The sequence below is a fragment of the Lentzea sp. NPDC036949 genome (genome assembly GCF_055608075.1).
Map to the genome: position 1 here is coordinate 14,293 of NZ_JBVJRA010000016.1, position 22,450 is coordinate 36,742.

General features: G+C 72.2%; 22 protein-coding genes and 1 pseudogene. 6 read left to right on the forward strand and 17 right to left on the reverse strand.

The features are described 5' to 3' along the window. Window positions 1-13: 13 nt before the first annotated feature. Entirely contained in the window at window positions 14-982 is a 969-nt protein-coding gene (locus tag ACZ7CD_RS33740) for a zinc-binding dehydrogenase (protein WP_360397126.1), read from the reverse strand. Window positions 983-1,052: 70 nt separating this feature from the next. Between ACZ7CD_RS33740 and ACZ7CD_RS33745 the strand changes: the two genes are divergently transcribed. The 3 genes from ACZ7CD_RS33745 to ACZ7CD_RS33755 are packed head-to-tail and all read left to right on the forward strand — an operon-like array spanning window position 1,053 to window position 1,995. Beyond that, window positions 1,053-1,277, forward strand: coding sequence for a hypothetical protein (locus ACZ7CD_RS33745; protein WP_360397127.1), 225 nt, complete (start codon window positions 1,053-1,055; stop codon window positions 1,275-1,277). Next, complete coding sequence (locus ACZ7CD_RS33750) at window positions 1,274-1,735, forward strand: guanyl-specific ribonuclease (protein ID WP_360397128.1); 462 nt, start codon at window positions 1,274-1,276, stop codon at window positions 1,733-1,735. The genes ACZ7CD_RS33745 and ACZ7CD_RS33750 overlap by 4 nt, the downstream gene beginning before the upstream one ends. After that, a complete protein-coding gene (locus ACZ7CD_RS33755; RefSeq protein WP_360397129.1) occupies window positions 1,732-1,995 on the forward strand; it encodes a barstar family protein in 264 nt (87 codons plus the stop codon). The genes ACZ7CD_RS33750 and ACZ7CD_RS33755 overlap by 4 nt, the downstream gene beginning before the upstream one ends. 80 nt (window positions 1,996-2,075) lie before the next feature. Here ACZ7CD_RS33755 and ACZ7CD_RS33760 read toward each other — a convergent pair whose 3' ends face one another. The 11 genes from ACZ7CD_RS33760 to ACZ7CD_RS33810 all read right to left on the reverse strand — a co-directional run bounded on the left by ACZ7CD_RS33760 (window position 2,076) and on the right by ACZ7CD_RS33810 (window position 12,049). Then, complete coding sequence (locus ACZ7CD_RS33760; protein WP_360397130.1) at window positions 2,076-2,852, reverse strand: enoyl-CoA hydratase-related protein; 777 nt, start codon at window positions 2,850-2,852, stop codon at window positions 2,076-2,078. A 182-nt stretch (window positions 2,853-3,034) separates the two neighbouring features. Beyond that, complete coding sequence (locus tag ACZ7CD_RS33765; protein WP_360397131.1) at window positions 3,035-3,646, reverse strand: cyclase; 612 nt, start codon at window positions 3,644-3,646, stop codon at window positions 3,035-3,037. Between the two features lie 208 nt (window positions 3,647-3,854). Beyond that, window positions 3,855-4,559 carry a sirohydrochlorin chelatase gene (locus tag ACZ7CD_RS33770; protein ID WP_360397132.1) on the reverse strand — a complete coding sequence of 235 codons (705 nt, stop codon included), beginning with the start codon at window positions 4,557-4,559 and terminating at the stop codon, window positions 3,855-3,857. Then, window positions 4,556-5,428, reverse strand: coding sequence for an ABC transporter permease (locus ACZ7CD_RS33775; RefSeq protein WP_470380516.1), 873 nt, complete (start codon window positions 5,426-5,428; stop codon window positions 4,556-4,558). Before ACZ7CD_RS33775 ends, ACZ7CD_RS33770 begins: the two co-directional genes overlap by 4 nt. Then, complete coding sequence (locus ACZ7CD_RS33780) at window positions 5,412-6,188, reverse strand: ABC transporter ATP-binding protein (RefSeq protein ID WP_470380517.1); 777 nt, start codon at window positions 6,186-6,188, stop codon at window positions 5,412-5,414. Before ACZ7CD_RS33780 ends, ACZ7CD_RS33775 begins: the two co-directional genes overlap by 17 nt. Window positions 6,189-6,218: 30 nt before the next feature. After that, window positions 6,219-7,229: an ABC transporter substrate-binding protein gene (locus tag ACZ7CD_RS33785; RefSeq protein ID WP_360397135.1), complete on the reverse strand. Its 1,011-nt coding sequence runs from the start codon at window positions 7,227-7,229 to the stop codon at window positions 6,219-6,221. A gap of 53 nt (window positions 7,230-7,282) precedes the next feature. Next, window positions 7,283-8,626, reverse strand: coding sequence for a sulfate adenylyltransferase subunit 1 (locus tag ACZ7CD_RS33790; RefSeq protein WP_458433887.1), 1,344 nt, complete (start codon window positions 8,624-8,626; stop codon window positions 7,283-7,285). Continuing rightward, the gene (gene cysD, locus ACZ7CD_RS33795; RefSeq protein WP_458433886.1) at window positions 8,627-9,526 is read right to left on the reverse strand and encodes a sulfate adenylyltransferase subunit CysD; all 900 of its coding nucleotides are present in this window, start codon (window positions 9,524-9,526) and stop codon (window positions 8,627-8,629) included. Further along, on the reverse strand, window positions 9,523-10,218 hold the full coding sequence (locus ACZ7CD_RS33800) for a phosphoadenylyl-sulfate reductase (RefSeq protein WP_458433885.1): 696 nt from the start codon (window positions 10,216-10,218) through the stop codon (window positions 9,523-9,525). Before ACZ7CD_RS33800 ends, cysD begins: the two co-directional genes overlap by 4 nt. Continuing rightward, window positions 10,215-10,373 (reverse strand): Insertion element protein, encoded by a 159-nt coding sequence (locus ACZ7CD_RS33805; RefSeq protein WP_360397139.1) that lies wholly within the window; start codon window positions 10,371-10,373, stop codon window positions 10,215-10,217. The genes ACZ7CD_RS33800 and ACZ7CD_RS33805 overlap by 4 nt, the downstream gene beginning before the upstream one ends. Further along, window positions 10,370-12,049 carry a nitrite/sulfite reductase gene (locus tag ACZ7CD_RS33810; protein ID WP_470380518.1) on the reverse strand — a complete coding sequence of 560 codons (1,680 nt, stop codon included), beginning with the start codon at window positions 12,047-12,049 and terminating at the stop codon, window positions 10,370-10,372. The genes ACZ7CD_RS33805 and ACZ7CD_RS33810 overlap by 4 nt, the downstream gene beginning before the upstream one ends. A 369-nt stretch (window positions 12,050-12,418) precedes the next feature. Here ACZ7CD_RS33810 and hemW point away from each other — a divergent pair, with 369 nt between their 5' ends. Further along, complete coding sequence (gene hemW / locus ACZ7CD_RS33815; protein WP_360397141.1) at window positions 12,419-13,627, forward strand: radical SAM family heme chaperone HemW; 1,209 nt, start codon at window positions 12,419-12,421, stop codon at window positions 13,625-13,627. Between the two features lie 22 nt (window positions 13,628-13,649). Here the strand turns inward: hemW and ACZ7CD_RS33820 are convergent, their stop codons facing one another. Then, window positions 13,650-14,390: a 3'(2'),5'-bisphosphate nucleotidase CysQ gene (locus ACZ7CD_RS33820; RefSeq protein ID WP_360397142.1), complete on the reverse strand. Its 741-nt coding sequence runs from the start codon at window positions 14,388-14,390 to the stop codon at window positions 13,650-13,652. 16 nt (window positions 14,391-14,406) lie between these two features. After that, window positions 14,407-15,576 (reverse strand): MFS transporter, encoded by a 1,170-nt coding sequence (locus ACZ7CD_RS33825; protein WP_360397143.1) that lies wholly within the window; start codon window positions 15,574-15,576, stop codon window positions 14,407-14,409. Window positions 15,577-15,602: 26 nt separating this feature from the next. Here ACZ7CD_RS33825 and ACZ7CD_RS33830 point away from each other — a divergent pair, with 26 nt between their 5' ends. Beyond that, on the forward strand, window positions 15,603-16,781 hold the full coding sequence (locus ACZ7CD_RS33830) for an ROK family protein (RefSeq protein ID WP_470380519.1): 1,179 nt from the start codon (window positions 15,603-15,605) through the stop codon (window positions 16,779-16,781). Here ACZ7CD_RS33830 and ACZ7CD_RS33835 read toward each other — a convergent pair. The 3 genes and pseudogenes from ACZ7CD_RS33835 to ACZ7CD_RS33845 all read right to left on the reverse strand — a co-directional run. After that, window positions 16,778-18,070 carry an FAD/NAD(P)-binding protein gene (locus ACZ7CD_RS33835; protein ID WP_470380520.1) on the reverse strand — a complete coding sequence of 431 codons (1,293 nt, stop codon included), beginning with the start codon at window positions 18,068-18,070 and terminating at the stop codon, window positions 16,778-16,780. The genes ACZ7CD_RS33830 and ACZ7CD_RS33835 overlap by 4 nt on opposite strands. Next, a complete protein-coding gene (locus ACZ7CD_RS33840) occupies window positions 18,067-19,104 on the reverse strand; it encodes a helix-turn-helix domain-containing protein (protein WP_470375811.1) in 1,038 nt (345 codons plus the stop codon). Before ACZ7CD_RS33840 ends, ACZ7CD_RS33835 begins: the two co-directional genes overlap by 4 nt. Window positions 19,105-19,149: 45 nt before the next feature. Beyond that, a pseudogene (locus tag ACZ7CD_RS33845) lies at window positions 19,150-19,338 on the reverse strand (helix-turn-helix transcriptional regulator); the annotation flags it as partial. A 319-nt stretch (window positions 19,339-19,657) separates the two neighbouring features. Between ACZ7CD_RS33845 and ACZ7CD_RS33850 the strand changes: the two are divergent. Beyond that, entirely contained in the window at window positions 19,658-22,435 is a 2,778-nt protein-coding gene (locus ACZ7CD_RS33850) for an AfsR/SARP family transcriptional regulator (RefSeq protein WP_470371886.1), read from the forward strand. Window positions 22,436-22,450: the final 15 nt, after the last annotated feature.

The window sequence follows — 22,450 nt, forward strand, 5'->3', positions numbered from 1 at the left end:
CTTCCGGTGCTGTTTACGGCCTGCTGAACACGATCTTTCCGGCGGTCTCGCCGTCCAGCATCGCCCTGAGGCCCTGCTCGGCGTCCTCGAACCGCAGCTCGGCGCCGATCTGCGGCCTGAGGTCGTTGAGCGCGCAGAACCGGATCAGGTCGCCCAGCTCCTCGCGGGTGCCCATGGTCGAGCCGACCACGCGCAGCTGCAGGAAGAACAGCCGCTGCAGCTCGGCCGCCGACGCGTCACCGGACGTCGCGCCGGAGATGACGACGATGCCGCCGGGCTTGAGCGCCTTCATCGAGTGCGACCAGGTGGCCTTGCCGACGGTCTCGAACACCGCGTCGACCCGTTCCGGCAGGCGGGCACCGGACTCGAAGGTGTCATGGGCGCCGAGGGTCTGCGCCAGAGCGCGCTTCTCCTCGGTGCGGCCGGTGACCCAGACGCGGAACCCGGCCGCGCGGCCGAGCTGGATGAGCGCGGTCGAGACACCGCCGGACGCGCCCTGCACGAGCATCGTCTGACCGGGGCGCAGGCCCGACTTCACGAACAGCATCCGGTACGCGGTCAGCCACGCCGTGCCCATGCACGCGGCCTCGGCGAACGTGAGGTCCGCCGGCTTGGGCAGTGCGTTGCGGGCGGGGACCACGACGTAGTCGGCGAACGTGCCCTGGTGCTTCTCGGTGAGCAGCGTGCGCTTCGGGTCGAGGGTCTCGTCGCCGTCCCAGCCGGGGTCGCCGATGACGGAGTGCAGCACCACCTCGGTGCCGTCGTCGAGGACGCCCGCGCCGTCGCAGCCCAGGACCATCGGGAACTGCTCGGGCTTGATGCCGACCCCGCGCAGCGTCCACAGGTCGTGCATGTTGAGGCTGGCCGCCTTGACCGCGACCCGCACCCACCCGGCGGGCACCTCGGGGTCGGGGCGCTCGCCGACGCGGAGCGAGGCCAGCGGGTTCTCGGGACTGGGTTCTGCTGCGTAAACGGCGAACATGGTTCGCAACATACCCAGCGGCGTCCCCGCCGACCGCCGTGACCCGGCTCACCAGGCTAGGCTCGTGCGGGTGGACGGGCTTTGGCAGTGGTGGGACGGGGTCGAGCTGTGGCTCGTGCAACTGCCCGTCGCCGTGCAGTTCCCCCTCGTGATGGTCGTGGTGCTGCCGCTGTGCCTGGGCGTGGCGCGGCTCGTCGACCGGGTGGCCGACTGGGGTGCCAAGAACCCGGCCTCCCTCGCACCCGAGCCGGAGGACGGGGCCTCCGATCCCGAGTCCGAAAAGGTCGCCGTATGAGTCCCGGTCGTCGCCTCACCGTCGCACTCGTCGGCCTGGTCCTGCTGGTCCTGGTCGGCTGGTTCGTGCGCGACGGCGCCTCCGAGCCCGAACCCCGGTCGAGCGCGCCCACCAGCAGCGCGAGCAGTGCGCCCGGCACGGCACCCGCGGTGCCCGGCGCGCAGGAGTCCGGCCTTGAGGTGAAGCCGCTGTCGTCGCTGCCGCCCGAGGCCGCGAAGACGTACAAGCTGATCGGGGGCGAGAGCCCCATGCCGTACCCGAAGAACGACGGCGTGACGTTCGAGAACCGCGAGAAGCGGCTGCCGCAGCACAAGTCCGGGTACTACAAGGAGTACACGGTGCCGACGCCGGGCAGTCCCGACCGCGGCGCGCGCCGGCTCGTGACCGGGGACAAGCGCGAGGTCTACTACACCGGCGACCACTACGCGTCGTTCGTCGTCGTGGACGTGAAGAAGTGAAGCGGCACATCCTCGTTTCGGAGAAGAAGGCCGCCATCGGCGCCATCGCCGAGGCGTTGTCGTTCCCCTCCTGGTTCGGCCAGAACCTCGACGCGTTGTACGACAGCCTGACCGACCTGTCGTGGCTGCCCGCGGGGGAGTACGTGCTGGTCGTGCCCGCCGACCTGGACGCGTCCGTGTCCGAGGTGCTGCGCGACGCGGCGAGGCAGACCGCCGGATCAGGCGACCGGACGCTGCGGGTGGTTCGCACGGAACGGTGACCCGGCCTGCGCGAAAGCCGCCGGTACCGCTTTCGCGCAGGGCGTCATCGAGGCGCCGCCTGGTTCTGATGTCCGACGTGTCAGTCCTCGGCGGGCACCCAGGACGGCTTGCGCTTCTCGCGGAACGCCGTGATGCCCTCCTGGCCCTCGGGGCCGCCGAAGTGCTGCGCCGACAGCGCGAGCATGTCCGCGAACACCTCGCCGAGGTTCGTGGACCGTTCCTGCTGGAGCATCCGCTTGGTCGCGGCGAGCGCGTTCGGTGCGCCCAGCGCGAGCATGTCGGTGTAGCGGCGGACCTCGGCGTCGACGCCGTCGAGCGGCACCGCGGAGTTGAGCAGGCCGATCTCGACCGCGCGGGCGGCGCCGAAGGTCTCGCCGGTGAGGAACAGCTCGTGCGCGGCGCGGGGGAGCAGGCGCGGCAGCACCGTCACCGAGATGACCGCCGGCACCACGCCGATGCGGACCTCGCTGAACGCGAACGTCGCCTCGCGCGCCGCGACCGCGATGTCGCAGGCAGCGACGATGCCGACACCACCCGCGCGAGCAGGGCCGTTCAGCGCGGCGACGACCGGCTTGGGGCTGGTCCAGAGCTGGTCGAGGATCGCGGGGAACTCGTTGACGCCCTGGTCGCCGGCACTCGCACCGGCGGCCTCCTTGAGGTCCATGCCCGAGCAGAACACCGGGCCCGTGTGGGTCAGCACGACCACGCGCACCCCGTCGTCGGCGGCGGTCGCGGTCAGGTGCTCGCGGAGCTCCCGGCGCAGCTGCGCGGACAGGGCGTTGCGGTTGTGGGGGGAGTCCAGCGTGATCGTCGCGATGCCACGCCGCACCTCGTAGTGGACCAGCTCGTCTGCCATGGCGCTGACCTTAGCTGCCGAGTTTCGCCGCGGTGGAACGGCTGCGCGCGGCCCAGTACGAGTGGGCGAACCGCGTCAGTGCGCAGGTCTCCGTGGAGGACCTGCGCACTGACGCTCGACACGATGACCGAGCTGTCGCTGCTACGTCCCGATGCCCGGCAGGGGGTGGGGCACCGGGGCGGTCAGCCGATCGTCGTGGTCGTCAGGACGGGGCTGGGATCCGGGTAGCCCTTCGCGGCGGCGTTGACCGGGAACCCGAGCACCGACACGACGGCGGTGAAGGTGAGGCCGGGGGCGTCGTAGCTGCTGCCACCGAGCTTCGTGGTGATCGTGCCGGAGGCGTCGGCCTGCAGGGTGATCGTGACCACCGGCAGCTCGAACGCGGCACCGCCCTTGAGCGGACCGGGCACGGAGAGCACGACGTCGTTGCCGGACAGGGCGATCGCCGGCGTGCCGCCCAGCCCGGACCCGCCGGACAGCGACGCGGACCGGAACTTCGAGCCGGCCGGCACCGGCAGCCGCAGCGCGAGCCCCTTGATCTCCCGCACCTGCCGCCCGGCCGCCTCGGACGGCACCTGGTTGGGCGCCGGGTCGACGGTGACCTTGACGACCCCGTTCGGTGCGACGGTGGCCGGTGCGGACGCGCTCACGCCCTGGTCGAGCGTGAAGTCCGACGTCTGCCCGACGGCGGTCGCCCTGAGCTTGAAGGTGATGGTCTGCGGAGCTGCTGACGCGTTCGCGGTGAACACCAGCATCGGTACCAGTAGCAGTGAAGCGACTCCGGCCAGCCTCATGGTCTCTCCCCGTTGAGTGGACGAGGGGCACTCCCAGCACGCGACGTGGTTCTCTGCCTACTCATGAGTAAGTTTCACGTCAACACCTCGCGCCGCACATCGCCCGAACGGCGCTGCGGACCCGATCTCGCGGCGGCGTCCAGAAGTGTCACCCGGAACGGCGAAGGGCGGTCTGCCGCAGCAGACCGCCCTTCGGTTCGTCTTCGCCCTAAGCGGAGCGGGCCACCGGCTGACGGGCCAGGGCCTCGTCGTACCGGTCCAGCACCAGCTGCGCCACCTCGACGTCGTCCCCCAACGGCCGCGCCACCAGCACGTCGGGTCCGGCCAGCGCCGCCACCTTGTCCGGCAGCAGGCCCGGTGCCAGGAACCACGACGCGACGGCGATGCGGCGGGCGCCGCGGGCCTTCAGCCGTTCCACGGCCTCGGGCACGGTCGGCGTGGCGATCGACGCGAACGCCGCCTCCACGCCGGCCCAGCCCGACTCCCGCGCCCACCGCCGGGCGACCCGTGCCACGGCCTCGTTGGCCGGTGCGTGCGAGGAGCCGGCGCCGGCCACGACCACGCCCAGGGACCGGTCGCCGAACGACACGCCGGCCTCCGACAACCGCCGCAGTGCCGCCGACTCCAGCCGCGGGTCCGGTCCGAGCACGTCCGCCACCTCGGCGGGCACGCGCGACTCGGCCACCGCGGCCGGCACGTCCACCCGTGCGTGGAACGCCTTGCCCAGCAACAGGGGGACGACGACGGAGGGCTCGCGCAGCACGTCGTGCAGCCGTGGTGCGCACAGGTCCAGGAACGCCCCGCGCACGTCGAGCTCCGGGCGCAGCGAGCGCACCACGTCCAGCAGCGCGTGGATCGACGCTGCCGAACGCGGGTCGCGGCTGCCGTGCGCCACGGCGATCAGCGGGGTCACAGCGCCCCCGTCAGGCCGCGGGCGCGCAGCACCGCGCGTTCCATCGGGCGGAACAGCAGCAGCTCGATGCCGATGCCCACCAGCAGGATCAGGAAGATCGCCGCGATCACCATGTTGATGTCGTTCAGCGACGACCCGTTGTGCAGGTACTGGCCGAGACCGGTGCCCAGCTGCGGTGACGTGGCGATGATCTCCGCGGCCATCAGTGAGCGCCACGAGAACGCCCAGCCCTGCTTCAGGCCCGCCAGGTAACCGGGCAGAGCCGCGGGCAGCAGGATGTGCCGGGCCGAGGCCAGCCTGCCCGCTCCCAGCGCGCGGCCGACCCGCGGCAGCAGCGGCGGGATCTGGTCGATGCCCGCCACCAGGCCGTTCGCGATCGACGGCACCGAACCCATCAGCACGACGAAGTAGATCGTCGACGGCGTCACGCCGAACCACAGGATCGCGGCCGGCACCCAGGCCACCGACGGCAGCGACTGCAGGCCGGTCAGCAACGACCCGATCGCCGCGCGCACCACCTTGACCTTGGCCACCAGCAGACCCAGCGGGGTCGCGATCAGCACCGCCGCGATGAACCCGAACACCGCGCGGTGCAACGAGGTCCACAGGATGCCGAAGGCCTCGCCGGAGCTGATCGAGCGCACCAGCTCGTTCCACACGTTGACCGGGGCTGGCAGCTGGAACTCCGGCAGGACCGCCGACGCCCACAGCGCCTGCCACACGCCGATGAGCAGGGCGAACGCGATGATCGGCGGCACGCCGGTCTTCAGGAAGCGGCGCCACACCGGCGGTTTCTGCGTCTCGACGGGGACGTCGAGCGCGTCGAGGCCGGCGCCGACCTTGTCGAGCGTGTCAGGAGGCGTGGCCACTGATGACCTCTCGCAGGTGGGTGTTGATCTCGTCGAGCAGCTCGTCGCGCGAGTCCGCCACGTCCCACTCGCGCACCACGCGACCGGGGCGGGAGGACAGCAGCACGACTCGCTGGCCCAGCCGGACCGCCTCGCGCACGTCGTGCGTGACGAAGATGATCGCGGTGTTCGTGGTCTCCCACACCCGGATCAGCTCGGCCTGCAGCACGTCGCGGGTGATCGCGTCGAGCGCGGCGAACGGCTCGTCCATCAGCAGCAGGGCCGGGGAACCGTCTGCGGCCACGGTGGTGGACGCCAGCGCGCGGGCCAGCGCCACGCGCTGCCGCATGCCGCCGGACAGCTCGTGCGGGCGCTTGTCCGCGACGTCGCCCAGCCGCACCAGCTCCAGCAGCTCCAGCGCCCGCCGCTTGCGCGCCAGGCGGCCGACACCGGCGAACCGCAACGCCAGCTCGACGTTGCGGGCGGCGGTGAGCCACGGCATGAGCGCGGGCTCCTGGAACATGACGGCCGGGCGCGACGTGTTGAGCCGCAGCTCCCCCGCCGTCGCGCCGTCGAGGCCGGCCACCATGTTCAGCAGCGTGCTCTTGCCGCAGCCCGACGCGCCGAGGAGGCACACGAACTCACCGGGCTTGACCTTGAGGTCCACCCCGTCGAGCGCTACCACGGCCGAGCTGCCGTGGCCGAAAACCTTGCGGACCCCGGCCAGTTCGACGGCGGTGTCCACGGTGGACTGGAAAGTGGTCTCGAGCGTGGCGGTCATGTTCGGGTGCCTTCCCCTCGGCTTCGAAGACTACTTCTGGTCCAGTCCGGCTGCTTGCACCTGCGGCTTGCCCTGCGCCTGGAGCACCTTGTTCAGCAGCGTGAAGTCGGCGTACCCGGCGACGTTCGCGGCCTCCTTGGCCACGCCCGCGGTCACGGCGTCCTTCGCGAGCTGCGGGAAGTGTTTGGCCTGCGCGTCGGTGGTGAGCTCGATGTTGTCCCACGCGGCGTCGAGGATCTTGTCGCCGAGCTTCTTGGACGTGAGCTTCTCCAGGGCCGCGTTGGCGGTCTTCTTGGCCTCGTCCCTGTTCGCCTTCGCCCAGTCGATCGCGGCGACGTGGCCCTTCAGCACGGCCTCGACCGTCTCCGGGTGCTCCTGCAGGAACTTCGTCCGCACGATGACCACGGTGGTCGGGAACGCCCCGCCCTCCCACAGGGTCTTCTCGTCCAGCAGCACCTTGCCGCCGCCCTCGGCGACGATGCGCGCCGACCACGGCTGCGGCGCCCACGCGGCCTGGATGTCGCCCTTCTTGAACAGGTCGAGCGAGGCCGCGTTCTCCACGTTCTGCACGGTGACCTGGCCGGTGAGGTTCTTCTCCGCCAGGTACTTCTTCAGCGACACGTCCTGGGTGTTCGCGAGCTGCGGCGTGGCGACGACCTTGCCCTTGAGGTCCTCGATCGAGTTGACCTCGGGCTTCACGACGAGCTGCGCGCCACCGGACGTCGCGCCGGCGATCAGGCGAACGGCCTCGCCCTTCGACTTCGAGTAGGCGTTGATCGCCGGACCGGAGCCGATGTAGGCGATGTCGAGCGACTCGCCGAGCAGGGCGTTGACCTCGTCGGGGCCCGCGTTGAACGTCTGCGTCGTCAGCTTCGTGCCGCCCAGCTCCTTGGCGTACAGGCCCTTTTCGACGCCGATCAGCGCGGCGGCGTGGGTGATGTTCGGGAAGTACCCGAGGCGGACCTCGGCGGCGGCGCCCTTGGACTCGGCGGCGGGGGTGTCACTCGTCCCGGCGCGGCTGCACCCGGAGATGGCGGTCAAGGAGATCAGAGCGACGGCAAGGGCGGACTTGAGGTTCACGGCGGTGTGGCCTTTCAGGGACCGGGGGAGACGAGGGCGTGGTTGTCGGGGGTAGCGGTGCTACCCCCGGTACAGCTCTCCACGCCGTTCTCGAGCAGCGGCAGCGGAGCCCCGACCAGTCCGGCGGCGAGAGTGGAACCGTCACTCGCGTCGATCACCAGGAAGGACCCGGTGCGCCGGCTGAAGCTGTAGTCGTCCAGTGGAACGGGCTCTGCCAGGCGCAGAGCCACTCGGCCGATCTCGTTGAGCTCCAACGCGGCAGGGCGGTCCACACTGGACAGCGTCTGCTCGTCGAAGCGGTCGCGCAGGTCGGTGACCATCGCCTGCACGGTGCGCGTTCCGTGCTTGACGAGGACTCGGGCGCCGGGTCGCAGGGGCTTCTCCGCGAGCCAGCAGAGGGTGGCGTCCAGCTCGTCGGTGACCGTGGGCTCGTTGCCCGCCACCGAGATCAGGTCGCCGCGGGAGATGTCGATGTCGTCGGCCAGCAGCAGCGTGACGGACTGGCCGGCCGCCGCTTCGGCCAGTTCGCCATCTGCCGTGTCGATCTTCGTGACGGTCGAGCGCCTGCCGGAGGGCAGCACGACGACCTCGTCGCCCGGCGTGACCGTGCCCGCCGCGACCAGGCCCGCGTACCCGCGGTAGTCGAGGTGCTCGGCCGTGCGCGGGCGGATCACGTACTGCACCGGGAACCGGAACGGGGCGTCGTGCGGGTCGGGCTCGACCGGAACGGTCTCCAGGTGCTCCAGCAGGGTCGGGCCGGAGTACCAGGGCGTGTTCGCGGACTTCTCCACGACGTTGTCCCCGGCCAGCGCCGACACCGGGATCTCGACGACCGAGTCCTCGGTGTAGCCCAGGGCCGTGGCGTGCGCGGTGAACTCCTTGGCGATGCGCGCGAACGTCACCTCGTCGTAGCCCACGAGGTCGATCTTGTTGACCGCCAGCACGAGCCGCGGCACGCCCAGCAGCGCGAGAACCGCCGCGTGGCGCCGGGTCTGCTCGATGACGCCCTTGCGCGCGTCGACCAGCAGCACCGCGAGCTGTGCGGTGGACGCGCCGGTGACGGTGTTGCGGGTGTACTGCACGTGACCGGGGGTGTCCGCGAGGACGAACGACCGCTTCGGCGTCGCGAAGTACCGGTACGCCACGTCGATCGTGATGCCCTGCTCGCGCTCCGACCGCAGGCCGTCGACCAGCAACGACAGGTCCGGCGTCGCGAGACCGCGGTCGGCGCTCGCGCGGTGCACGGCGTCGAGCGTGTCCGCGAGCACGGACTTGGTGTCGTAGAGCAGCCTGCCCACGAGCGTGGACTTGCCGTCGTCCACGCTGCCCGCGGTGGCCAGCCTCAACAGGTCGCTCATCTAGAAGTACCCCTCCCGCTTGCGGTCTTCCATGGCGGCCTCGGACAGCCGGTCGTCGGCACGGGTCGCGCCGCGCTCGGTCAGCCGGGACGCGGCGACCTCGGCGATCACCGCGTGGATGTCGGCGGCGTCGGACTCGACGGCACCGGTGCAGGAGCCGTCGCCGACCGTGCGGTAGCGGACCACCTTGCGCTGCAACGTCTCACCCTCGCGCGCGGTGCCCCACGGGCCCTCGGCGAGCCACATGCCGTCGCGCAGGAACACCTCGCGTTCGTGCGAGTAGTAGATGTCCGGCAGCTCGATGCCCTCGCGCTCGATGTAGTTCCACACGTCGAGCTCGGTCCAGTTGGACAGCGGGAACACGCGGACGTGCTCACCGGCGCGGTGCCGGCCGTTGTAGAGGTTCCACAGCTCGGGGCGCTGGCGCTTCGGGTCCCACTGGCCGAACGCCGTGCGCAGGCTGAAGATCCGCTCCTTGGCGCGGGCGCGTTCCTCGTCCCGGCGGCCGCCGCCGAAGACCGCGTCGAACCTGTGCTGCGTGATGGAGTCCAGCAGCGGCACGGTCTGCAACGGGTTGCGCGTGCCGTCCGGGCGCTCCTCCAGGCGGCCGTCGTCGATCCAGTCCTGGACCTTCGCGACCTCCAGGCGCAGCCCGTGCCGTGCGACGACGCGGTCGCGGAACTCGATGACCTCGTCGAAGTTGTGCCCGGTGTCGACGTGCAGCAGCGGGAACGGCACCGGTGCCGGGTAGAACGCCTTGATCGCGAGGTGCAGCAGCAGTGTCGAGTCCTTGCCGCCGGAGAAGAGGATCACCGGCCGGTCGAACTCGCCTGCGACCTCGCGGAAGATGTGGATCGCCTCGGACTCGAGGCGTCCCAACGTGTCCAGAGCCAGTGTCATCCGTGCAACCCGCATTCCGTCTTCGACTGACCGGCCCACCGGCCGCTGCGGGCGTCCTGGCCCGGCAGCGGCTTCGACGTGCACGGCAGGCACCCGATGGAGGGGTACCCCTCCTGCACCAACAGGTTCTCCAGAACACCCTTCTCGTGGAGGTAGGCGTTGAACTCGTCGTCCGACCACGGCGCGATCGGGTTGACCTTGACCAGGCCGTTGCGCTCGTCCCACTGCACGATCGGCGTGCCGGCCCGCGTCGGTGCGTCCACCCGGCGCACCCCGGTCACCCAGGCGTCGTACTTCGCGAGCTCCCGCCGCAGCGGCACGACCTTGCGCAGGTGGCAGCACCGGGCCGGGTCGGTCTGGTGCAGCAGGCCGAACTCGCGTTCCTGGTCCTCCACCGACTGCTCGGCGGCGGCGTTCACGATCCGCACCTCCGGGTAGACGACACCGACGGCGTCGCGCACGCCGATCGTCTCCGGGAAGTGGTAGCCGGTCTCCAGGAACAGCACGTCGAAGTTCGGCTTCACCTGCGCGGCGAGGTCGATCAGCACGGCGTCCTGCATGTTGGAGGCGACGACGTAGCTGTCGCCGAACGTCCGCGCGGTCCACTCCAGCGCCTCGATCGCGCTGGCGTTGGCCAGCTCCTCCTGCGCGGCCTCGGCGACGATCTTGAGGTCTTCCTTCAGATCGCTCACTTCTTCACCTCCTGCGGCAGGTTGAGCCCGACGAAACTGACCTTGAAGACACGGCGGCACCCGGTGCACAGCCAGGCGTAGGCGGGTTCCTCCTGCGGGCGGAGGTCCTCATCGCCGCAGTAGGGGCAGTAGAACGGCGTCGCGCGCTCGCTCATCGCAGCGACCCCTCCTCGGCGCGGGCGACCCACTGGGCGAACCGCTCGTCGGTCTCCCGCTGCGCCACGAAGTTCCGCACCACGCGCTCGACGTACTCGGGCAGCTCGGCCGCGGTGACCTTGTGGCCGCGCAGCTTGCGGCCGAACCCTGCGTCGAGGCCGAGGCCGCCGCCCAGGTGCACCTGGAAGCCCTCGACCTGGTTGCCCTCGTCGTCGGTGACGATCTGGCCCTTGAGCCCGATGTCCGCGGTCTGGATGCGGGCGCACGAGTTGGGGCAGCCGTTGATGTGCACGGTGATCGGCGCGGTGACGCCGTCGACGATGTCCTTGAGGTTCGCTTCGAGCTGCGTGACGAGGTCGAGCGCACGGGCCTTGGTCTCGACGATCGCGAGCTTGCAGAACTCGATGCCGGTGCAGGCCATGATCCCCCGCCGCCACGGCGACGGGTCGACCTGCAGGCCGAGCTTCGCGAGGTCGCTCTTGAGCGCCGGCACCGCGGTCTCGGCGACGTCCAGCACGATGATCTTCTGCTGCGGCGTGAACCGGACGCGGCCGGAGCCCGCCCGTTCCGCGATCTTCGCGACCTCGACCAGGACCGAGCCGGAGACGCGGCCCGCGACCGGTGCGGCGCCGACGAAGAACAGGCCGTCCTTCTGCCTGTGCACGCCGATGTGGTCGAGCTGCTGGTCGAGGACCTCCGGCGCGGGGCCGTCGATCATCTTGCGCTTGAGGTACTCGTCCTCCACGACCTGGCGGAACTTCTCCGGACCCCAGTCGGCGACGAGGAACTTGATCCGCGCGCGGTGCCGCAGGCGGCGGTAGCCGTAGTCGCGGAAGACGGAGATGACCGCCTCCCAGACGTCCGGGACCTCGTCGAGCGGCACCCAGGCGCCGAGCCGCTTGCCCAGCATGGGGTTCGTGGACAGGCCGCCGCCGACCCAGAGGTCGAAGCCGGGCCCGTGCTCGGGGTGGTGCACGCCGACGAACGCGACGTCGTGGATCTCGTGCGCGACGTCCTGCAGCCCGGAGATGGCGGTCTTGAACTTGCGCGGCAGGTTCGAGAAGCGCGGGTCGCCGATGTAGCGCTCGAGGATCGTGTCGATCGCCGGCTGGCCGTTGACCACCTCGTCCTGCGAGATGCCCGCGACCGGCGACCCGAGGATGACGCGCGGGCTGTCGCCGCACGCCTCCATCGTGGTGAGGCCGACGGCTTCGAGCTGCTGCCAGATCGTGGGGACGTCCTCGATCCGGATCCAGTGGTACTGGATGTTCTGCCGGTCGGTGATGTCCGCGGTGTCACGGGCGTAGGTCTGCGAGATCTCACCCAGCACCCTGAGCTGCTGCGTGGTGAGCGCGCCACCGTCGCTGCGCACGCGCATCATGAAGAACTCGTCGTCCAGCTCCTCCGGTTCGAGGGTGGCCGTGCGGCCGCCGTCGATGCCGGGCTTGCGCTGGGTGTAGAGGCCGTACCAGCGGAACCGGCCACGCAGGTCGGCCGGGTCGATCGAGTCGAAACCGCCGTGGGCGTAGATGTTCTCGATGCGGGCGCGGACGTTGAGCGGGTTGTCGTCCTTCTTGCTCCGCTCGTTGGGGTTCAGCGGCTCTCGGTAGCCGAGTGCCCACTGCCCCTCGCCGCGACGCTGCTTGGCGCGCGGTGACGTCTGCGGCGAGACCATCGCCATCCTCCGGGGTTTCGAGGCGCTCGGTGCGCGTGCGAGCCCGGAGGTGCTTGTGGTGGGGGCGTCGTCAGCGCGCCGGGCGCCGACGGGAACAAATCAGCGCGCGGTCAGGCCGAACGACGGCACATCGCGCTGGAGACACGACGGAAGTCGACGTGGCGGCGGGCCACGAGGCGGACTCCAGTCGAATGCATGACCTCAGTGTGCATGCCGCCCAGAGCGTGGTCCACCGCCAACCGGATGCTGGGATTGACGAGCGGAGGTTGACATCCTAGGCTGGTTTCACTCCGTAATACTTCTGTCACCGACAGATACTTCCCCTGGTCGAACACCGCCATTCGGGCCGCGTAGGGGACACTGGGGGTCATGCCCTCCGCTTTGCCCGAAGGCGAGCCCGTGCCCGCCGACGGTTCGCTCCCGCCCTCCGCCCTCGCCGGTGTCGGCTCCCGCCCGTTCGGGATCTACGTGCACGTGCCGTTCTGCGCGACCCGCTGCGGCTACTGCGACTTCAACACCTACACCCCCGGCGAGCTCGGCACGTCCGCCTCGCCCCAGTCGTGGCTGGAGGGCCTGCGCCGCGAGCTCGACCTGGCGGCCTCCGTGCTGGGGACGCCAGTGCCCGCCGAGACCGTGTTCGTCGGCGGTGGCACGCCGTCGTTGCTCGGCGCCTCCGGCCTGGCCGACGTGCTGGACGCGGTGCGCCGGTCGTTCGGCCTGGCTCCCGGTGCCGAGGTCACGACCGAGTCGAACCCGGAGTCGACGTCGCCGTCGTTCTTCGAGGGCATCCGCGCCGCCGGCTACACGCGGGTGTCGCTGGGCATGCAGTCCGCCGCCCGCCACGTGCTGCGGGTGCTCGACCGCAAGCACACCCCCGGCCGTCCGGTCGACGCCGCACGGGAAGCGCGCGCCGCGGGCTTCGACCACGTCAACCTCGACCTGATCTACGGCACACCGGGTGAGCAGCCGGCGGACCTGGCGGCGTCGCTGGACGCCGTGCTCGACGCGGGCGTCGACCACGTCTCCGCCTACGCGCTGATCGTCGAGGACGGCACCGGCCTCGCGCGCCGCATCCGCCGCGGCGACCTGCCGATGCCGGACGACGACGTGCTCGCCTCGTCCTACGAGCTGGTCGACGCGAAGCTGAGCGGCGCCGGGTTCTCCTGGTACGAGGTGTCGAACTGGGCCACCTCGGTGGAGGCGCGGTGCCGGCACAACGTCCTGTACTGGAAGGGCGCCGACTGGTGGGGCTTCGGGCCCGGCGCGCACAGCCACGTCGGCGGCGTCCGCTTCTGGAACGTGAAGCACCCGGCGCGGTACTCGTCGTTGCTGGCCGAGGGGAAGTCCCCGGCGGCGGGCCGGGAGCTGCTCACCGCCGAGGACCGCCGCGTCGAACGCGTGCTGCTGGAGCTGCGGCTCGCCGAGGGCCTGCCGGTCGACGTGCTGGACGCGGCCGGTCGCGAGGAGGCGGAGCAGGCGGTCGCCGACGGCTTGCTGGAGCCGTTCGACGACCGCTGCGTGCTCACCGACCGCGGGCGGCTGCTCGCCGACGCCGTCGTCCGCAGGCTGCTCCCGTAGCTCGCGGGCCACTGGCGGGGGATCAGCCGCCGATCGCCGCCTGTACCGCTGACAGGACGGCAGAGGCGTGCCGGGGTGTGCAGATGAGCAGGTCCGGCAGGTAGGGCTTGGGCCGGTTGTACTCCAGCGGTGAGCCGTCGATGCGGGAGGCGTGCAGGCCAGCCGCGAGCGCGACGCCGACGGGTGCGGCGGAGTCCCACTCCCACTGACCACCGGCGTGCAGGTAGACGTCGGCCTCGCCGCGGACCACCGCCATCGCCTTCGCGCCCGCCGACCCCATCGGCACGAGCTCGGCGCCGAGGGTGTCGGCGACGGGGGCCGCGAACTCGGGGGGTCTGCTGGCGCTCACCACGATCCGCAGCGGGCCGCTGGTCTGGGCGGCCGTGGTGCCGCCGGTCGTGTAGACGGCGTCCAGCGCGGGTTGGGCGACGGCGGCGTCGGTGATGCCGCGGCCGCGCTGCCACAGCGCCACGTGCACGGCCCAGTCGGCGTGGTCGGCCTGCCCGTACTCGCGGGTGCCGTCGAGCGGGTCGACGATCCACACGCGGTCGGCGGACAGGCGGGCGGTGTCGTCGTCTCCCTCCTCGGAGAGCACGGCGTCGGCCGGACGGGCCTCGGCGAGGGCCTTGACGAGCAGCTCGTGCGACTGCTCGTCACCGGCCTTGCCGAGCTCCTTGCCGCGCAACGGTCCCCGGCGCAGCTCCTGCAGCAGTTGCCCGGATCTCTCGGCCAGCTCGGCGGCGAGCTCGACGTCCGAAGTCATGGCACCTCCTCCTCGGTCAGCGGTTGCGCACGACGAACCCGATCGTCGCCGCGGCCGCCACCATGAACGCGATCAGGCTCAGCGCGATCGGCAGGCCGACCTCGCCGGCCAGGAACCCGATCGTGGGCGGCGCGAGCAGGATGCCCCCGTAGCCGAGCGTCGAAGCGACAGCCACCCCGTTCGGCCCACCGAGCTGACCGGCGCGGGCCATCGCCACCGGGAAGATGTTCGCGAGACCGAGGCCGGTCGCGGCCAGGCCGGCGAACGCCAGCGGCAGGCCGGGGGACAGCGCGGCGACCAGTGTCCCGGCGCACGCGAGCGCACCGCCGATGACGACGACCCTGGTCTGCCCCAGGCGTTCCAGCAGGCGGACACCGGACAGGCGGCCGACGGTCATGGTGCCCTGGACGACGGCGTAGCCCGCGGCGGCCAGGCCCTGGCTCGCGCCGAGGTCGTCGCTCAGGTGCAGCGGGACCCAGCTGTCGAGCGCACCCTGGCTGTAGGCCGCGCACAGGCCGATGAGGCCGAACAGCAGCACACCGGAGGTGAACTTCGGCAGCCGCAGGCCGGTGGCGCCGTCGTCGGCGTGCGAGCTGGGCAGCGGGTGCGCCAGCAGGACCCGGCCGAACCACGCCGTGATCAGCAGGCCGACTGGGGCGAGGAGCAGCATGTGTGCGGTGGGTGTCAGGTGCGAGGCCAGCAGGCCGCCGAGTCCCGCGCCGGCGAGGCTGCCGAGGCTGTTCGCCGCGTGCAGGCTGGGCATGACCGGGCGCTGCACCGCCTCGACGAGGTCGATGGCGACGCTGTTGACCGCCACGTCGATGCCGCCGTACGCGACGCCGAACAGCAGCAGCGACAGGCCGAGCGTCAGCGCCGAGTGCGTGAACGTCGGCAGCACGACGCTGACCGACAGCAGCGCGGCCGTGGCGATGGTGACCTGCCTGCTGCCGAAGCGCTGGCAGAGGCTGCCCGCCACGCTCATGGTGGCGACCGCCGAGCCGGTCATCGCGAAGAGCGCGAGGCCGAGGGCACCGGGTGTGGCCGCTGTCTGGTCCTTGATAGCGGGGATGCGCACCGCCCAGCCGGCGAAGAGGAAGCCGCCGAGCGCGAAGAACATGGTCACCGCGATGCGCAGCTGCACGAGTGCAGCCGGTGCCGGGTTCGTGGTCGTGGATAATTTGTTCATCGGTGGCACAAAATGAGTGTAGGGGCATGACGGAGACGAGGCCAAGGCTGAAGCGGGGGCACGCCGTCCTGGGGCGGGTGCTCTCGCTGGTGCACCTCGGGCAGGTCGCGACACGCGCTGACCTGACCGCTGAGCTGGGCGTTTCCCGCGCGACGACGGGTGCGGTGACCGCCGAGCTGGAGGCGCTGGGACTGATCCACAACGACACCCGTCCGGGGGCACCCGCTACGTCGCGTGGCCGGCCGTCGCACCGGATCGTGCTCGACCCGGACGGCCCGGTCGTGCTGGCGGCGCAGGTGCACGTGGACGGGTTCCGGGTGGCCGTCGTGGGCCTCGGCGGGGTGGTCGTGGCGACCGCGGCCGAGCGCTCGCCGGTCGGCGCCGATCCCGCGGACGTGCTGTCCGCCGTGGTGGGCGCGGGTGCCGAGCTGGTCGGGGAGACCGGCCGGCGGTGCGTGGGCGCCGGTCTGGCCGTGCCGTCCGCGGTGAGCCGCCCCGGCGGGACGGCGTTGAACCCGCTGCACCTGGCGTGGCCGGTCGGCGCGCCGGTGCTGGCCGTCTTCACCGAGCAGGTGCGACGGGCCGGGCTCGCGGTGCCGGCGTTCGTCGCGAACGACGTCAACCTCGCCGCGCTGGCCGAGCACCGGCACGGCGCCGGCCGGGGTGCCACGCACCTGCTGATGACCGCCACCGGGCACCGCGGTGTCGGTGGCGCGTTCGTGGTCGGCGGACAGCTCTACACGGGCAGTTCCGGGCTGTCGATGGAGGTCGGTCATGTCACGGTCAACCCCTCTGGTCGGTGGTGCCACTGCGGCAACCGGGGCTGTCTCGACGTGGAGACCGACCCGATCGGGCTGCTGGAGGCGGCCGGGCGCGAGGTGCGACCGGACGTCGCGCCCCTCGTCCAGGCCGAGGAACTGGTGCGGGACGGGCATCCCGCGGTGCGGGGCGTGGTCGAACGGCTCGCGGTCGGCCTCGCCGGGCTGGTGAACGTGCTGAACCCGGACCGGATCGTGCTCGGCGGGCTGCACGCGGCCCTGCTCGAACGCGAGCCGGAGCGGCTGGCCGCGCTGGTCGCCGGCCGTGGTCTGTGGGAGCGCAGCGTGCCGCTCGTGCCGGCGGAGCTGGCGCACAACAGCCTGGTCGGGGCCGCGGAGCTGGCGTGGCAGCCGGTGCTCGACGACCCACTGGGGGTCCTGGGTTAGCACGGCACCCCCAGCGCGCTCGTCACGGACCGGGCCACCGCCGCGGCCTGCGCGCGGATCTCCGGGAACGCCGTCGTCTCCCAGAGGTTCCCGCGCCGCAGCGCACCGAGCGTCCACAGTGGAGCGCCACCGCGCACCCGGCCGTCCGGCAGCGTGTCGAAGCCGAGCCCGAGCGGTCCGGGGGTCGCGTGGCCGTCCGCGAGCAGGCCGACGACGAGCGGGTCGGGGCAGCGCCGCACGTCGTGGCGCACGCCGGTGCAGTTGACGACGGTGCCCGCAGCGAGCTCGGTCCCGTCGCCCAGCCGCAGGACCACCCCGCCGGGGACCATCCGCACACCGGTGACCCCGGTGCGGTGGGTGCGCAGCTCTCCCGCGCGGCGCAGGCGGACCAGCGTCCGCGCGGTCGTGCCGGGCATGCGGTGCCGGTGGACCTCCCACGACCGCAGGTCCTCCGCGAGGAACCGGGAGCGGTCCGGCAACGGCAGCAGGTCCCACAGCCGCGCGGTGACCGGGCGGAGGCTGTCCAGCGCGGGCCGCCAGTCGCCGTGGCGCCGCAACGACTCCCGCACGTGCGCCGACACCACCCGGCGGACGTCGTCGAGACCGGTGCAGCCGGCGAGCTCCGGTGGCCGCATCGGGTGTGCCGGGCGGTGGCGGCGCGGCAGCAGACCGGTGCGCGACACGGCGTGCACCACGCGACCGGGCCGGCCGAGCGTCATCGCGAGGTCGACGGCGGTCAGGCCGGTGCCGACCAGCACGACGTCGCGGTCGTCGCGGATGCGGTCCAGCGCGCCGTGGGCCCAGGGGTCCGGCACGAACGCGGCCGAGTCCGGGGTGCCGGTGGGCACCCAGTCGTCGCGGGTGCCCACCGCGCCCAGCGCGAGAACAGCGGCGTCGGCGGTGCGGAAGTCGCCCGCTGCCAACGAGATCCGCACAGCACCGGCGTGGTGGCCGATCCTCGTCGCGCGGTCGCGCACCACCCGCAGCCGGCCGGGGTGGCGGGCCGACACGCCGTCCAGGTGAGCGGCGAGGTAGGCACCGAACACCCGGCGCGGCACGAAGTCCGCCGCCGCCACCCCGGCCCACCGCGCGAAGTCACCGGGGTCGTCCTCCCGCGCGCTCATCTTCCCCGCGGGGACGTTGAGCAGGTGCCGGGGGTCGTCGGTGCGGTAGGCGACCCCGCGCCCGCGTTCCTCGGCCGGGTCGACCAGGCACACGGCGGCACCGCGCTCCAGCAGCCGGGCCGCTGTCGTCACCCCGGCCGCGCCCGCCCCGATCACCGCGATCACGCCGCGCCCACCCCGGCGGGCTGGGCGCACGACAGCGAGCGCACCAGGCTGAGCACCCCGAACCGGGAGCGCCCCTGCGCGGAGGCGGGCCGCACCACGCCGCTGACGAGCAGGCCGCGCACGAGCCGCGCGCAGGTGCTCGGCGGCAGGCCGGTGGCGGTCACGGCGTCGGTGACCGACCAGGCGCTGTCGAGCAGCGACAGGCGTTCGAGCAGCACGCGTTCGGCGCCGTCCAGCGCGTCCAGGCGTGCCGTGATGCGGTCGCGCAGGCCGTCGAAGAAGCCGAACGGGTCGTCGTTCACCTGGTCGCACAGGGCGTCCGGCTCGTAGACCGCGAGCCACTGCGCGACCGAGGCCAGCACCGCGGGGATGCCGTCGGTGCCGCGGGCGAGCCCGGCCACCGCGTGCAGGTTGGCGTCGGTGAGCCGGAAACCGGGACGGGACTGGCGCGCGTACCGGATGAGCAGCTCGACCGACGGCACCCGCGCGACCTCGGCCGGGCCGGTGTGGCGGTGCGGGACCGCCAGCGGACCCAGCGGGACCACGCGTTCGCCGGGCAGGCGCAGCGGGTCCGCCGCGGTGATCAGGACGCGCACCCGCGGGCAGTCCTGCAGCAGCGCCAGCGCCAGCTCCGGCCGGTGCGCGGTCCAGGAGTCCAGCACGACCAGCGCCGGTTGGTCGGCGATGATCTCGGCCAGCTCACCGGCACCGTGCCCGCGCAGGGCGTCGAGACCGGACCGCAGCACCGCGCCGAGCTGCGCGGGGGCGCGCACCGACGTCGGGTGCAGCGGGTCGGGCGAGGACCACAGCACCGCCAGTCCGTCCATGTCGTGCAGCGCCACCGCCACCTCCAGCGCGAGGCGGGTCTTGCCCACGCCGCCGAGGCCGGTGATCGTGACGAGCCGGTCGCCGCCCGAGCGCAGCGAACCGGCCAGCGCGGCCAGTTCCGCGCGCCGTCCGACGAGCGCGTCGATGGGCGAGGGAGGGGGCATCTCGCTCGTCGCGAACACGAAGCGCAGGTCCTCCGTGGTCACGCGCCGACCCGAGGCCTCCTCGATTTCCGTGTGTTCCCGACTGGTCAGTCCCAGCGCATTGGCCATGAGCCGCACGGTCTCCCTGCGGGGTTGCTGGGAGCTGCCGAGCTCGATGTCCCTAATCGTGCGCACGCTGACGCCCGACAGTTTCGCCAATTGGCGTTGCGTGAGGCGCCTATCTGTTCGGTATTTCCGGAACAGCAAGCCGAGTTGCCGTTGCGTTAAGGAATCCATGCAGACCAGACCCCCGAGTCGTCGGTTGTCGACAGAATGCCGGTCCGGTGTACCGCATCGATTCCGTTTTGGCTCCCCTCACGCTGTGCAACTCGTGGCTGGTATGTACGGGTGAATATTCCACTTCCGTGTTTAAAAGGAACTAATGAAGCTGAATCCAGCACAGGCGGTGCGCTGGGTCGGCATTCTGGGTGAAGTGGAATGATCACCGCTGACATGGGGGGCGGGTGTGGAATTTCGTGTGCTCGGCGCGTTCGAGGCGTGGTCGGGCGGGTCGAGGATCCCGTTGGGCGGTGCACGTGCCGAATGCGTTCTCGCGGTGTTGCTGCTGGAGCGCAACCGTGCGGTCATGGTCGAGCGGCTCGTCGAGGCCGCCTGGGGTGACCAGCCGCCGATGACCGCGGCGACCCAGGTCCGCAAGATCGTCGCGGACCTGCGCAGGCGGCTGCCGGGCGGTGCGGGGCTGATCGTCACCGACGGCGCCGGCTACCGGGCGGTGGTGCAGGACACCCAGACCGATCTCGGGCTGTTCGACCTGCGGGTGCGGCAGGCCCGCGAGGCAGAGGACGCCGCCGGGGTGATCGAGCACCTGACCGCCGCGCTGTCGCTGTGGCGCGGTCCTGCGCTCGCGGGCATCGACAGCCCGGTCGTCCGCGCGGCCGTGGCGGTGCTCGACGAACGCCGGATCGCCGCCGCCGACCAGCTGATGGAGACCAGGCTGGAGCTGGGCGCGGCACGGGAGCTCGTCGCCGACCTGCGCGCGCTGCTGGACGAGCACCCGCTGCGCGAGACCACCCGCGGCCAGCTGATGCTCGCGCTGTACCGGTCGGGCCGGCAGGCGGACGCCCTGCGGGTCTACGAGGAGGGGCGCCGGCTGCTCGCGGACGAGCTGGGCATCGACCCCGGTCCGGAGCTGATGCAGCTGCACGAACGCATCCTGCGCAACGAGCCGGAGCTCGACACCGCCGTGCACGCGCCGCAGGAGACGGCGGTGCCGCAGGCGTTGCCGTACGACATGACCGACTTCGTGGGCCGGGTGGACGAACAGCGGCGGATCAGCGAGTTCGTCGGCGGCAGGGCCGGCCGGGGGCTGATGATCGTCGCGGTCGACGGGATGGCCGGTGTCGGCAAGACCTCGCTGCTCGTGCACATGGCGCACCGGCTCGCGGACGGCTTCCCGGACGGGCAGTTCTACGTCGACCTGCTCGGGTACGCCGTCGACCGCAAGCCCATGGACCCGGTCGAGGCGCTCGGGACGGTGCTGCGGCAGGCCGGTGTGCCGCGCGACCAGCTGCCCGACGACCTGTCCGCGCGAGCCGTGCTGTGGCGGATGCGCACGGCGGGCCGGCGGATCATGGTGCTGCTGGACAACGTCGTGGACAGCGCGCAGGTCAGGGCGTTGCTGCCGGGGTCGTCCGACGGTCTCGTGATGATCACCAGCCGGTCCCGGCTCACCGGTCTCGACGGCACGCTGTCGTTGTCGCTCGCACCGCCACCCGAGGAGGAGGGGCTGGAGCTGGTCCTCGGCATCCTCGGCGACGACCGGGTCGCCCGCGAACCCGAGGCGGCCCGCGACCTCGTCACCGCCTGCGACCGGCTGCCGCTCGCGATCCGGATCGCCTGCACCCGGCTGCACAACCGGGAGCGCTGGACGATCCGCTACCTCGTCGACCGGCTGCGGGACGAGGAGCGCAAGATGAGCGAGCTCGCGGTCGGCGACCGCAGCGTCGCGGCCGCGATCGGCCTGTCCTACGACGCGCTCGAACCCGGCCACCAGCGGGTGTTCCGGCTGCTCGGCCTGGTGCCCGCGACCGAGGTCGACGTCCACGCTGTCGCGGCGCTCGCCGACATGGCGCTGGGCAGGGCCGAGAGCGTCCTGGAGGACCTGCTGGACGTGCGGCTGGTCGTGCAGCTCGCGCAGGGCCGGTACGGCCTGCACGACCTGGTGCACAGCCTGGCCCGCTCGCTGGTGGGCCGGGTGGAACCGCCGGGGCTGCGCACGATGGCGGTGCACCGGCTGCTCGACTACCAGCTCTGCGCCGCCGGCGCCGCGGCCGACCTGCTGGTGCACCGCCGGGCCCGCCCCCGGCCGCGCTACCTGTACCCGCCCGCGCAGCTGCCCCGGTTGCGCACCAGGAACGACGCGGTGACGTGGTTCGACGCCGAGTGCGGCGGGCTGCTGGCCGCCGTGCGCGGTGCCGCGGCCGACGAGCTGCACGAGCACGTGTGCCACCTTTCCGAGGCGTTGCACCCGTACCTGCGGCTGCGCGGGCGCATGACGGACATGCTGTGGGTGCACGAACAGGCGCTGGAGTCCGCCCGCGCCACCGGTGACCGGACGCTGGAGGGACGGGTCCTGCACCGGCTCGCCACCCCGCACTGGCACTTCGGCCGGCTCGGTCAGGCCCACGAGTGCGCGGACCAGGCGCTCGCCATCGCCGTGGAGGACGGTGACGTGGTGCTGCGCCGGGCAGCCGAGGCCGCGATCGGCAAGCTGCTCAACGAGTTCGGCCGCTTCACCGAGGCGTTGCCCTACCACCGGGCCGCCGCGGAGGACGGGCACCGGCTCGACGTGTCCTGCGAGGTGGCCGTGCTGGTGGACTACGCCTCCGCGCAGGCCGCCGTGCACGACTTCACCGCCGCCCGGCTCACCCTGGACTCCGCGCTGCGCCTGGCGAAGGACAGCGCCTCGCCCGGCGACGAGGGCATCGTGCTCGCCCGCTACGCCGACGTGTGCCGGCGCGAGGGCAGCCTCGACGAGGCGGGGGAGCTCGGGTCGTACGCCTCGGCGTTGTTGCGGTCCCAGGGGAACCAGGCCCAGGCGGCGTGGGCGGCGAACCTGCTCGGGCGCGTGCACTACGACCGCGGCGAGCTGGACGTGGCGCTGGAACGGCACGACCGGGCCCGCAGGCTCGCCGAGGACACCGGGTTCCGGGTGGAGATCGCCCGTGCCCTCGACGGTGCCGCGCGGGTGCTGGCCGACCGGTCCGACACCGGTGGTGCGGCGGAGCGCTGGCGGATCGCGTTGCGGCACTTCGAGGAGATGGGGGTGCCGGAGGCGGCGGTGGTGCGGCAGGGGCTGGCCGCCGTCAGCTGACCGGCCCCGCCGCGG